We start from the raw sequence: 12,141 nt of genomic DNA, 5'->3' as shown, positions 1-12,141 counted from the left end.
GTTCAGTCCGGTCGGCTGATCATGCCGAACAGTGCGGGGGCCCCGCGGCTGGCTGCTTGCGGTCGCTGGTTGCGGGAGAGCCGCAGATGGATGCGAAGCAGATCGGCAGCCACCTCATACTGCCGGTTTTCAAGATGGTCGAGTATATTCAGATGTTCCAGCAGCGATTGCCGCAGGCGAAAGACATTGACACCGGTATAAATGCCGGGCAGCCGGCGCAGGCGGAGATGATCGGCCAGCGCGTCGGACACAAAGCGGTTGGCGCAACCCTCGGCGATCATGCCGTGGAAATCCATATCCAGCCGTTGGAACTCGCGCGTGTCGAAGCTTGCGTCTGGCAGTACCGATAGCGATTCCATGCCCTGGCGCAACGCGGCAGCCCGCGCGCCGTCCAGCCGGAAGCCGGGCGCCAGGATCGCCGCGGGCTCCAACAGCAAGCGGAATTCATAGCTTTCGCCTTGCGCCTCCGGATCGTCGGGCGCACGGCGGAAAAGCCAGGACTGGCCGGGCGCTCGGTCGAGCAGATTCTCATCGGTCAGTTTGTTAAGTGCTTTTAGTACCGTCTTTCGCTCGGCATCGTACCGCCGCATCAACCCCGCGACGGTCACCGTCTGGTCCAGCCGGCGCGCCGAGCGGTCGCGCAGGATGGCTTCGGCAAGTTCGTCTTCCTCAGCGCTTGGAAGCTCGGCCGCGATGGCCGGCTGCGCTGCGAGATCGATCGCCAGGTGATAACCCGTGTCGGCCTCCCAGCGCACCACGCCCTGCCCGGCAAGCAGGCTAAGCGCCGCGCGCACCGGCGTGCGTGAGACATTGCAGAGCGAGGCGATCTGCTGTTCGGGCAGGCGGGCGCCGGGCTCGAAGCCGCGCTGGCGCGCGACATCGAGGATGCGCTGCGCCAGATCAAGGTGGTTGGTGCGAGGTCGTCGGGCTGCTGCTTGCATGACTGGTCTCGGCGGGCGGATGTGACCGCATTGGTTTGGCCGATCGCCGGAACGGACGCAATCGGCCAGATTCCTCGGTCGGCTGGCAAATTATGGATTGACGTACTTTTTTCTGCAATAGTACTGTCAGCACAATCGGCGAGAAAAGACCGAGGGAACAGGATCGAGGCAACGGCGCGGATCGCCGGCTCGGTCCAGCGAATGAATTCGACGATCAACCCGAATGGGAGTCTGCCATGACCGCTACCAGCCTGCGGCGCCGTGCGCTCAAAATATCTTCAATCGCTCTCGGCCTCGCTCTGACGCTCTCGGCGCCGGGGATGGCCGCCGACCTCGTCATTTCCAACTGGGACGGCTACATGGCGCCCGACGCCATGGCCGCCTTCAAGACCGCCACCGGCGTCTCCGGCGAAGTGGTTGTGCACGCCACCAATGAAGAGATCATGGGCAAGCTGATTGCCGCCGGTGGCAAGGGCTATGACGTGGTGTTCGTCTCCTCGCCCTTCGCCGAGGTGCTGAACAAGCTTGGCCTGACCGAGCCGGTCGACCCCGCCAAGATCCCCAACCTTGCCAACCTCTACCCCGAAGCGACAAAGCTGCCGCATGATGTCGGCAACACCTTCTCCGTCCCCTACACCTGGGGCACAACGGGTCTCTGCTACCGCTCGGATCTGGTCAAGACGGCGCCCACCAGCTGGAGCGACCTGCTCGCGCCTTCCGACGAGTTGAAGGGCAAGACCACCATGCTGGCGACCGACCGCTGGCTGTTGGCCGCCGGGCAGCTCGACAAGGGCTATTCCGTCAACGAGACCGACCCGGCCAAGATGGCCGAGGTCAAGGACCTCTTGATCTCGGCCAAGAAGACCCTGCTCGCCTATGACGATACCACCTTCTACTCCAAGCTGGTTTCCGGCGAGGCGCTGATGGTGCAGGCCTGGGACGGCTGGTGCAATTACGGCATCGCCGACAAGCCCGAGATCAAATACGTCATCCCCAAGGAAGGCTCGGACCTCTGGGTCGACACGATGGTGGTGATGAAGGCTTCCGAGCACAAGGACGACGCCTTCAAGTTCATCAACTTCATGCTCGACGCCAAGAACCACGCCTGGGCGGCGCAGAACATCGATTATAAAGTGCCGAACAAGCCAGCGATGGAAAGCCTGCCTGCCGATTTCCTAGCCAAATTCCCCAACATGGGGATGCCGGTGGCCGACCTCGTCAAGTTCGAACAGCTGCGTGATGTCGGCGAGGCCCAGCGCGACTATTCCAAGATCGTCAGCGAGATCAAGGCCGCGCAGTAAGCGGCGCAGACATCGCGGCCGGCGGCGCTTCTGTCGCCGGCCCTGAGCGGTACCTGAAGAATTGTCCCAGACCCGACTTCGCTCCTCTTTGCTGATGGCCCCCGCGCTGGTCTGGCTGACCGCGCTGATGGTGGTGCCGTGCGCTCTGGTGCTGGCTCTCGCCTTCTTCCGGCGCGGCATCTATGGCGGCATCGACTACACCTTCACGCTGGAGAATTTCGGCCTGGTCTTCGACCCGCTCTATGCCGGGATATTCCTGAAGTCCGCGCGCATCGCCGGCACGGCAACCATGATAGCGGTGGTGATCGGCTATGCCGCCGCCTATGCCATCGCGGCAGCTCCGCGCCGCTGGCAGCCAATCTTCCTGTTCTTCGCCGTGCTGCCGTTCTGGTCAAACTATCTGATCCGCACCTATGCCTGGATCGTGCTGCTCAACCGCGAAGGCCTGATCACCCAGTTGCTGCGCTGGTTCGGCTATACTGGCGAGCCGCCGTCGATGCTCTACACCGAAGGCGCCGTCATCGCGGGTCTCGTCTACAACTATCTGCCCTTCGTCATCCTCGCCTGCTACGCGCCGCTGTCGCGCCTCAACCCGGAGCTTGCCGAAGCCTCGCGCGATCTTGGCGCTTCGGCCGCCACCACCTTCCGCCGTGTCATCCTGCCGCTGACGGTGCCTGGCATCGCCGCCGGCGCGGTCTTCGTCTTCGTGCTGTCGATCGGCAATTTCGTCACCCCGGCGCTGCTCGGCGGCGGCCGCTTCCAGATGATCGGCAATCTCGTCTACGACCAGTTCCTGACTGCCAATGACTGGCCGTTCGGCGCAGCGCTCGCCATGGCTTTGATCGCCATCATGCTCCTGGTGCTGATGGCGCAGGCGCTGGCCGCCGACCGCGCCGCGGGGCGTGCGGCAGAGGCAAGCCGGTGACGCCGGTGGCTGAGCGCTCTCCCGCAACGCGGCGCACGCTCTGGCTCGTGCTGGCCCTCGTCTTCGCCTTCCTCTACATCCCGATCGCCGTGCTGGTGGCGCTGTCCTTCAACGAAGGCGGGCTGCCGACGGCGTGGTCGGGCTTTTCACTGAAATGGTACATTTCGCTGGTTTCGAACAGCGCCATCCTCTCAGCCGCGCTCAACACGCTGATCGTCGCGCTGGTCTCCACGGCAATCGCCACGCTGCTTGGCACGCTGCTGGCCATCGGCGTCGAGATGCGCCGGCAGTATGGCAAGGGTCTCGAGGCACTGATCTTCGCGCCGATGATCATCCCCGACATCGTGCTGGCCATCGCACTCTTGTCGTTCTTTTCCATGCTCAATCTGACCATGGGTCTGCACACCATCATTCTCGCCCATGTCGTCTTCAACCTCGCCTTCGTCTGCTCGGTGGCGCGTGCAAGGCTGAAGAGCTTCGACTGGTCGATCGTCGAGGCTTCCGCCGACCTCGGCGCCTCCGCCATCACCACCTTCAGGCGTGTGACCTTACCGGTCATCTTGCCGGCGGTGATTGCCGGCGCACTGCTTGCCTTCACGCTCTCGGTCGACGAGTTCATCATCGCCTTCTTCACATCAGGCGCCGGCCGCGCCTCGACCACTCTGCCGATGCAGATCTACGCCATGATCCGGTTCGGCATCACGCCGGAGATCAACGCGCTGGCGACCATCGTCATGGCTGTAAGCATCACCGCGCTGACCCTGTCGCAGCGGCTCAACCGTGGGATGATCGGTCAATGAGCGAACCGCGCACGCTGCTCGCCATCGATCAGGTGACGAAGAAGTTCGGCCGGGTCACCGCCGTCGACGGCATCTCGGTCGACATCAGGGAGAACGAGTTCTTCGCGCTGCTCGGCCCCTCCGGCTGCGGCAAGACCACTTTGCTGCGCATGCTGGCCGGCTTCGAGACGCCTACGGACGGGCGCATCCTGCTCGACGGCCGTGACATTGCGAGGACGCCGCCCAACAAGCGGCCGGTCAATCTGATGTTCCAGTCCTACGCGCTGTTCCCGCATATGAGCGTCCGCGCCAATGTCTCTTACGGGCTGGAGATGGAACGTTTGCCGGCGTCCGAAATCCGCTCTCGCGTCGACGCCATCCTGGCGACCACCGAACTCGTCCCCTTCGCCGACCGCAAGCCGGAGCAATTGTCGGGCGGCCAGAAGCAGCGCGTCGCGCTCGCCCGCGCGCTGGTCAAGCGGCCTCGCCTGCTGCTGCTCGACGAGCCGCTCGGCGCGCTCGACAAGAAACTGCGCGGCGCCATGCAGCTGGAGCTTAAGCGGCTCCAGCACGAAGTCGGCATCACCTTCGTCATCGTCACCCACGATCAGGAGGAATCGCTGGTCATGGCCGATCGCATGGCGGTGCTGAGGGACGGCAGACTGCTGCAATGCGACACGCCGCACGCGATCTACGAACATCCCGCCGACCGTTTCGTTGCCGACTTCATTGGGGTGATGAATTTCGTGGCCGGTAAGGCGACAACCGATGGCGTGATCGCGTCGAACGGCGCGCGCATTACCGGCAAGGTTCCTGCCACGCTCACATCGGGCGCATCCGCAGTTGCCTCGGTGCGGCCCGAACGCATCCGACTGTTCCCGGAGGCTCAGGCTGCCAACCGCACAACCGGCACAGTCGAGGCACTGGCTTATCACGGGCTCGACCTGCAACTGCATGTCCGCACACCACTATCGCCAAAACCCTTCCTGGTGCGTGTCACTGCCGACGCCGCCGACCGCCGGCCGGTCTCCTCGGGTGACCAGGTCGAACTCGGCTGGGATGCCGCCGATGTCAGAATTTTTGAGGAATGAGAGGAGAAGCCTGATGGCGCAGAAGACGATCGCGTTTTTTCCGGAAGCAGCCTATGGCCCGGCGCTCAATTCCGTCGGCATCGCGCAAGCGGTCGAAGCGCGCGGCCACAAGGCTGTGTTCCTGTCCGACCCCGGCTTCGTCGATGTCTACAAGGGCTACGGCTTCGAGGCGCATCCGGTGAACCTGTCGGAACCGATGCCGCCCGAGCAGATGGCGAAATTCTGGGAGGATTTCATCAACGGCCACATCCCGAACTTCCGCAAATCGCCCTACGACCAGGTCGACAATTATGTGAAGGATTGCTGGACGGCGATCATCGACAGCGCAAAGTGGGCGCAGAAGGATCTGCCGCGCGTGCTGGCCGCCATCAAGCCGGACGTGATCTGCGTCGACAACGTCATCCTGTTCCCGGCGATCAAGCAGTATGGCAAGCCGTGGGTGCGCGTCATCTCCTGCTCGGAAAACGAGATCGAGGATGAGGACATCCCGCCGCATCTGTCGGGCTGCGGCGAGAACGACCATGTCGGGCATCAGCGCTACCGCGATCACTTCAACGCGGTGATCAAGCCGATCCATGACGACTTCAACGCTTTCCTCACTGCCAACAATGAGGCGCCCTACCCGATCGGCCAGTTCTTCGAGGCCTCGCCCTATCTCAACCTGCTGCTCTATCCTGAAGCGGCGAAGTTCAAGCGCCGCGATCCACTCGATCCGGCAAAGTTCCAATACCTCGAAGGCTGCGTGCGGCAGGAAAAGCCTTATACCGTGCCAACCTTTGTCGAGAACAAGGACGGGCCGCTGCTCTATGTCTCCTTCGGCAGCCTCGGCGCCGGCGATGTCGATTTGTTGAAGCGCATTATCGCGACGTTGGGCAAGACCCGCTACCGCGCGCTGGTTAATGTCGGTGGCTACAAGGATCAGTACACGGATGTGCCCGGCAACGTCATTGTCGAGAGCTGGTTCCCGCAGCCTTCGGTGATCCCGCAGGTCGATGCGGTGATCCACCATGGTGGCAACAACTCGTTCACCGAGTGCCTCTATTTCGGCAAGCCGGCCATCATAATGCCCTATGTCTGGGACGGCCACGACAACGCCACCCGGGTCCAGGAAACCGGCCACGGCTTCGGCATGCCGCGCTATGACTGGAGCGATGCCCAGTTGATCAGCCGGATCGAGACCTGCCTGACCGATCCGACGATGAAGGCCAAGCTGGCGAAGACCTCGGCGCAGATGCAGGCGCAGAACGGTCCGGAAAAGGCGGCCGGGTTGCTGGAGGCGCTGCTGTGACCTCCTCCGCACCGCACCTCTACCGGGCCTCCACCCGCACCGACCTCGTCGACTGGGGCGCCCAGCCTGACGCGCTGGACGGCGCTTCCCACTCCACCGGCAAACTCGTGCACAAAGGGCCGAACAACCAGCCGGAATCCGGCATCTGGGTGTGCACCCCGGGCCGTTGGCGCCTCTCGATCCCGCGCGATGAATTGTGCCATTTCGTTGCCGGCTGCGCGACCTACCGGTCGGATGTCGGCGAAGTGGTGGAAGTCTCCGCCGGGACCGTGGTCATGTTCCCTGCCGGCTGGACGGGCGAATGCACGGTCCACGAGACCATGCGCAACGTCTACATGCTGGCCTGAACAGCAACGGAGCTTCGCAACATGCCGACACCGCATTGGCCGCAGGCCTCAACCGTGGATCTGGAGGATTGGGGCGCGGGCTCCAACACCATATCGGGGTCTCCGCGCGCCTCGGGCAAAATCCTGTCGCAGAATCCCGACGGTTCCAGCGAATGCGGCCTGTGGTCGTGCACACCGGGCAGCCGCAAAGTTACCTTTGCCGCCGACGAGTTTTGCCATTTTCTGTCCGGCCGCGGCAGCTATGTGCACGAGAATGGGGAAGAAATTCTGGTCGAGGCCGGCACGCTGGTGTTCTTCCCCGCCGGCTGGACCGGCACCTCCACCATCACGCAAACGCTGACCAAGGCCTTCATGTGCCACTGAGCTCCAAGGAAATCGCTATGACCACGCCCATCATGCAATCCCCGCTTGCCATCACCGACCTCGTCGACTGGGGCGTCATCCCGACCATGATCGAGGGGCAATCCCACACTTCGGGCAAGTTGCTCTACAAGGGGCCGGAAGGCCGCTCCGAATGCGGCCTGTGGGTCTGCACCCCCGGCAAATGGCATTGCCACGTCACCCGCGACGAGTTCTGCCACTTCCTCGAAGGGCGCTGCACGTATGTCCATGAATCCGGCCAGGTCATTGAGATCGAGCCAGACACGGCGGCATTCTTTCCGCAGGACTGGAAAGGCGTCTGCACCGTCCATGAGACGATCAAGAAGGTCTACATGATCCGCTGAGCCTTTCCAATAATTCTACCCTTCCGGACACCTGACGCGGCTTTCTGCGCTTCCGGTGCTCACGGACCCAAATGTCCGCTGCGCTCCGGTTCTCGAAAGCCACGCCATCTGCCTCGGCAGGGCGAATTTTCAAAAAGGCTCCATACGTGGAGGAGGACGAAAATGCATTTCTCCGCCGACCGGCCGACCCTCTTCGTCAACCCTGACTACCGGCCGATGACCGGCCCGGCAAAACCGGTGATCGATCCGGCGACGCTGGAAACCGTCGGCGCAATCGCTTCAGCCAGCGATGGCGAGATCGACGCCGCGCTGACCGCCGCGACCACGGCGCAAGGCGCCTGGAAGAAGCTCGACGCCAAGAGCCGGGCCAAGCACCTGCATGCGGTCGCCAACGCCATCGAGGCGGCGGACTTCACGCGCTGCGCCGAACTGATGGTGCGCGAGATGGGAAAACCCTATCCCGAAGCGATCGGCGAGATCGCCAATTGCGCGTCGATCTTCCGCTACTATGCCGAGATGGCGCGCGACGATGCAGGCAAGATCGCCGGCACGACGCAGGCCGGCTCGTTCCAATATGCGCGCTACGAGCCCTACGGCGTCTCCGTCCACATCATGCCCTACAACTTCCCGATCCTGTTGATGTGCTGGACCGTTGCGGCATCGCTTGCCGCTGGCAATGCCTGCATCATCAAGCCGGCCGAGGCGACGACGCTATCGACGCTCGACTACATGAGCGTGTTCCGCTCGCTGCCCGAAGGCATGGTGTCTTGCCTGCCGGGCGGGGCGGCGACTGCGCAAACGCTGATCGCGTCCGACCGCACTCACGCCGTTGCTTTCACCGGCTCGGTCGCCGCCGGCAAGGCGGTGGCCGTCGCCTGCGCCGAACGCATGAAGCCTTGCGTCATCGAGGCTGGCGGCAGCGATCCACTGATCATCAGCCAGCACGCCCCGCTGGACGTGGCGGCAACCGGCAGTGTCACCGCCGCCTTCCACCTCACCGGCCAGGTCTGCACCTCGGCCGAGCGCTTCTTTGTCGTGGACTCGGTGCATGATCGCTTCGTCGAGCTGTTCGCCGAGAAGACGCGAGCTCTGCGCATCGGCAATGGCATGGACAAGACCGAAATCGGCCCGCTGGTCAGCGAGGCCGCCCGGGCGAAAGTGATGCGGCTGGTCGACGATGCCATTCGCAACGGCGCCAAGGCAGTCACCGGCGGCCGTATCCCGCCGGCGCACAGCACCGGCTGGTTCTACGAGCCGACGATCCTGACCGGCGTCACCCCCGACATGGCGATCGTGCGCGAAGAGTGTTTTGGGCCGGTCGCCGCGATCTGCCGTGCCAAGGATTTCGACGAGGCGATCCGGCTTGCCAATGACAGTCCGTTCGGGCTCGGCGCCTCGGTGTTCACCACCGACTTCGCCGAGGCGCACGAGGCGGCCGAGCGGCTCGAAGCCGGCATGGTCTGGGTCAACAACCCGCTGATCGACAATGACGCCCTGCCCTTCGGCGGCTGGAAGGCCTCAGGCCTTGGCCGCGAGCTCGGCCGCCAGGGGCTCGACGCCTTCCGCCGCTCCAAGATGGTGATCATCGACCACAAGCCGGCGATCCAGGACTGGTGGTACCCCTACCCCGACAGCTGGTTCCGGGAAACCGGCGGCCGCAAGCACGTATGAGATGATCTGTCAGGGCTTTGCGTCAGCCGATGCCATGCCGCCCGCTCGCCTTGAATTGCCTGCCTTGCCAGCCAATGCCGCCGCCTTGACGCGTCCTCGCTTAGCCCAAGGGGTCGATGACCGCGATCGCATCAATTTCTATGAGGTAGCCAGGAGACATCACAGCTATCCCGACCACCACGTTTGCTGGCTTGTGATCCCCGAACAGCTCGATCTGGGCCTGTTCGATGATCGGCACGTGTTCGTCGCGTTTGTAATCGACGACGTAAATTGTGATCTTGCAGACTTGGTCAGGCCGAGCGCCGGCGGCAGCAAGCGCACGGCCAAGGTTTCCGAACGACAGGCGCGCCTGGGCGGCGAAATCACCATGGCCAACGAGCTTGCCGTATATGTCTTCCGGCTGCTGGCCCGAGACGAACACCAGCTTGCTTCCTGTCGCGACGACGACCTGGCTGTATATTTCCGGAATCGGCAGATCGTCGGGATTTATGCATTCGAGCGGCATTGAATAGGTCTCCTGCTATGACTGACTGGCTGCTTCGCGCAGATCAAAATACGGGGGTCTATTTGCGGAGCTACGACATTGTCGCCGGCGTGGGCGCTCCGTCACGACCTCACTTATACCACCGCAAGCGTCCGCATTTGAGCACCGCGGCGACTGATCCGCTCCGGGCTAGGCGGGGCTCCAAGGGTTAAAGTCAGGCTGCCATACGTTCCGCGTCGAGCATGGCGTAGTATCTTCGGCCTCGGCAGTCGGAATGTTTCCGAAAGGCTCGAGCCGTCGGCGTCGGCTTGGCCTCGTTGCGGGGGGCTGATGCAGGTTAAAATCGCCGGCAGCCGGCTTCCGAATACACAAAGGCCCGCACGAGGCGGGCTTTTGATGTTGGTTGCGGGGACCCGCAACCCCTTTTGTCATAACATCGCCAGGCTTCTGACTTTGCGCAGGTTTGGCGAACTCAAGGATGCCGAACAACTCGCCGCGCAGCTCGGCATGGACCTCGCCGCGCTTGTCGCCGGGCGTGAGCACGATCTCTCCAATCAACGAGCGCAATGCCTCGGCGGCAGGACGTCCGTCGTCGTGGTCGGCGAGCGCTTGCGTGAACTGCTCGACCCGCTTGGCGTAGAGAGTGGCGATGTTGGGATGCAGGTCAGGCACGTCAGCAGGCGCCGCCGCCAGACGCGCGGTGATCTCTTCCTTCTGCCACTCTAGGTCTTCCATTCTCGCTTTCATCGAAGGCTGGTACAGTCCGTCCTCGATCGCGGCCATGATGCCGGCGATGGCACGCTCGATCTTGTCGAGTGATTTGCGGTCCTGTTCGCATTGTGCGCGACGCTCCTGATTCAGGCGATTGGTCTCTTGCGCATAGGCTCTGATCGCCTCTGCCACTGTATCGGCCGAGACCAGCCTTTCCTTCAGGCCTAGGAGGACGCGCTGCTCGATCTTCGCGCGGGTGATGGTGCGGCCATTGTCGCAGGTGCCTCGGCGCTGGTGGTTGAGACAGGCATAGCGGTCGCGCGTGAACAGGCCGTAGCGCCCGCCGCAGCTGCCGCAGATGAGCAGGCCGGAGAGGAGAGAAACTGGCCGCCTCATGGTGTGCAGCTTCCTCGCTCGAGCCTTGTGCGTGGCGATCGTCACCGCCTCGAACTGACTGGCGATGGATTTCTGTCTCTCCTTCACGGCCTGCCACAATTCGTCGTCGACGATCCTGAGATGCGGCACCTCGGTGCGGATCCATTTGGCTGGCGGATTGGCTCGGGAGACGCGCTTGCCGGTAGTGGGATCCTTGACGAAATGCAGGCGGTTCCAGACCAGCACACCGGTGTAGAGCTCGTTATTGATGACGCCGGTACCCCGGATGACATGCCCACGCACGCTGGTATCGCCCCAGTGTCGGCCGAGCGGACCAGAAACACCCGCTTTGTTGAGGTCCACGGCGATCGCCTTCGGGCTCTTGCCGGCGGCGAATTCGCGAAAGATGCGGCGCACGATGGTCGCTTCCTCGGGCACAATCGCGCGGTCGCCGCGAACAGGCTCGCCTGCGGTATCGAGTTCCTTCACTACCCGGTAGCCGTAGCACAGCCCGCCTCCGGCCTTGCCCTTCTCCACCCTGCCCCGGAGGCCGCGATGGGTCTTGAGGGCAAGGTCCTTGAGGAAGAGAGCATTCATTGTGCCTTTGAGGCCGACATGCAGCTCGCTGATCTCACCCTCGGCCAAAGTGACGATGGTAACGCCAGCGAATTTGAGATGTTTGAAGAGGGTGGCGACATCGGCCTGGTCGCGGCTGATGCGGTCGAGTGCCTCGGCCAGCACCACGTCGAAGCGACCGCGCTGGGCGTCGCGTACCAGATGCTGGATGCCCGGCCGCAGCACCGTGCTGGCGCCGGAGATCGCCGCATCCTCATAGGTTCCCGCCACGCTCCAGCCCTCACGCGCCGCTTGCTCGCGGCACAGCCTCAACTGATCCTCAATGGAGGCATCCCGCTGGCTGTCGGAAGAATAGCGGGCATAGAGTGCGACACGGGTCATGGTGGCTGATCCTCTCTCCTTTTCCCAAGGGGTTCGCCATCCGGCCCCCTGCCGTCTTCCTTTTGGCGGCCCGGCCGATTGTCGTTGGCCACCTGCCCCACCTCGAACGCATCCCGCGCCAGTTGCCGGCCGATCAGCCGGGCGATATCCAGCACGACCCGATCCAGCCTGGCCGCCGTCACGTTTTCATGGCGATCTTCGGCGTCGATGAGGTCGCCGTTGTCGTTTACCGGAACCGACGACTCCGGCCCGGTCCTGATTTCCTCTGCCATCGCGGTCGCTCTCCCAATGGTGGATCGATCTGCCATGAGAGGCCTTCGGACGGCGAAGGAAAGCGCGAACTTCATGTCGTAGGGCTACAGCGTGCAATGACTTGCGCCGTGCGGTTTTGTCTCCCAGCTAATCGCCAAGAGAGGCGATAGCGCTCAGTTAGAGGGACGCCGGTTGGAGGGACTATCGTGCGTTCCAACTGGTTTCGGTGAGAGCACTTGCAGACACTCGAACACCTAAAACCAGGGGATTCCCTATGTCGTCTCCACAAACCGC

The 12,141-nt window shown here is 63.3% G+C and carries 13 protein-coding genes; 9 read left to right on the top strand and 4 right to left on the bottom strand.

Annotated features, from left to right (window positions below; all coding sequences use genetic code 11):
* Nucleotides 1–2: 2 nt before the first annotated feature.
* A complete protein-coding gene (locus tag ACWTU9_RS06505; protein WP_455857589.1) occupies nt 3–941 on the bottom strand; it encodes a GntR family transcriptional regulator in 939 nt (312 codons plus the stop codon).
* A 236-nt stretch (nt 942–1,177) separates the two neighbouring features.
* Here ACWTU9_RS06505 and ACWTU9_RS06500 point away from each other — a divergent pair, with 236 nt between their 5' ends.
* From ACWTU9_RS06500 to ACWTU9_RS06460, 9 genes are all read left to right on the top strand, one after another.
* Nucleotides 1,178–2,242, top strand: coding sequence for a polyamine ABC transporter substrate-binding protein (locus tag ACWTU9_RS06500; RefSeq protein ID WP_455857588.1), 1,065 nt, complete (start codon nt 1,178–1,180; stop codon nt 2,240–2,242).
* A 94-nt stretch (nt 2,243–2,336) separates the two neighbouring features.
* Nucleotides 2,337–3,167, top strand: coding sequence for an ABC transporter permease (locus ACWTU9_RS06495; protein ID WP_455857587.1), 831 nt, complete (start codon nt 2,337–2,339; stop codon nt 3,165–3,167).
* Nucleotides 3,168–3,172: 5 nt separating this feature from the next.
* Entirely contained in the window at nt 3,173–3,967 is a 795-nt protein-coding gene (locus ACWTU9_RS06490) for an ABC transporter permease (protein WP_455857586.1), read from the top strand.
* Nucleotides 3,964–5,037 (top strand): ABC transporter ATP-binding protein, encoded by a 1,074-nt coding sequence (locus ACWTU9_RS06485; protein ID WP_455857585.1) that lies wholly within the window; start codon nt 3,964–3,966, stop codon nt 5,035–5,037. Before ACWTU9_RS06490 ends, ACWTU9_RS06485 begins: the two co-directional genes overlap by 4 nt.
* Before the next feature lie 13 nt (nt 5,038–5,050).
* Complete coding sequence (locus tag ACWTU9_RS06480; protein ID WP_455857584.1) at nt 5,051–6,325, top strand: glycosyltransferase; 1,275 nt, start codon at nt 5,051–5,053, stop codon at nt 6,323–6,325.
* Nucleotides 6,322–6,672, top strand: coding sequence for a cupin domain-containing protein (locus tag ACWTU9_RS06475; protein WP_455857583.1), 351 nt, complete (start codon nt 6,322–6,324; stop codon nt 6,670–6,672). The genes ACWTU9_RS06480 and ACWTU9_RS06475 overlap by 4 nt, the downstream gene beginning before the upstream one ends.
* Nucleotides 6,673–6,693: 21 nt before the next feature.
* A complete protein-coding gene (locus ACWTU9_RS06470; RefSeq protein WP_455857582.1) occupies nt 6,694–7,035 on the top strand; it encodes a cupin domain-containing protein in 342 nt (113 codons plus the stop codon).
* Nucleotides 7,036–7,052: 17 nt separating this feature from the next.
* Nucleotides 7,053–7,397 carry a cupin domain-containing protein gene (locus tag ACWTU9_RS06465; protein ID WP_455857581.1) on the top strand — a complete coding sequence of 115 codons (345 nt, stop codon included), beginning with the start codon at nt 7,053–7,055 and terminating at the stop codon, nt 7,395–7,397.
* A 162-nt stretch (nt 7,398–7,559) separates the two neighbouring features.
* Nucleotides 7,560–9,068 carry an aldehyde dehydrogenase family protein gene (locus ACWTU9_RS06460; RefSeq protein WP_455857580.1) on the top strand — a complete coding sequence of 503 codons (1,509 nt, stop codon included), beginning with the start codon at nt 7,560–7,562 and terminating at the stop codon, nt 9,066–9,068.
* Between the two features lie 100 nt (nt 9,069–9,168).
* Here the strand turns inward: ACWTU9_RS06460 and ACWTU9_RS06455 are convergent, their stop codons facing one another.
* The 3 genes from ACWTU9_RS06455 to ACWTU9_RS06445 all read right to left on the bottom strand — a co-directional run bounded on the left by ACWTU9_RS06455 (nt 9,169) and on the right by ACWTU9_RS06445 (nt 11,867).
* Nucleotides 9,169–9,573, bottom strand: a complete 405-nt coding sequence (locus ACWTU9_RS06455) for a RidA family protein (protein ID WP_455857579.1) — start codon at nt 9,571–9,573, stop codon at nt 9,169–9,171.
* Nucleotides 9,574–9,741: 168 nt separating this feature from the next.
* Nucleotides 9,742–11,595: a recombinase family protein gene (locus ACWTU9_RS06450; protein ID WP_455857578.1), complete on the bottom strand. Its 1,854-nt coding sequence runs from the start codon at nt 11,593–11,595 to the stop codon at nt 9,742–9,744.
* A complete protein-coding gene (locus ACWTU9_RS06445) occupies nt 11,592–11,867 on the bottom strand; it encodes a hypothetical protein (RefSeq protein ID WP_455857577.1) in 276 nt (91 codons plus the stop codon). The genes ACWTU9_RS06450 and ACWTU9_RS06445 overlap by 4 nt, the downstream gene beginning before the upstream one ends.
* Nucleotides 11,868–12,141: the final 274 nt, after the last annotated feature.

The organism is Mesorhizobium sp. 128a, from assembly GCF_053848025.1.
Note: the sequence above shows the minus strand (reverse complement) of the source record. Positions and strands in the feature narration are given on the sequence as shown.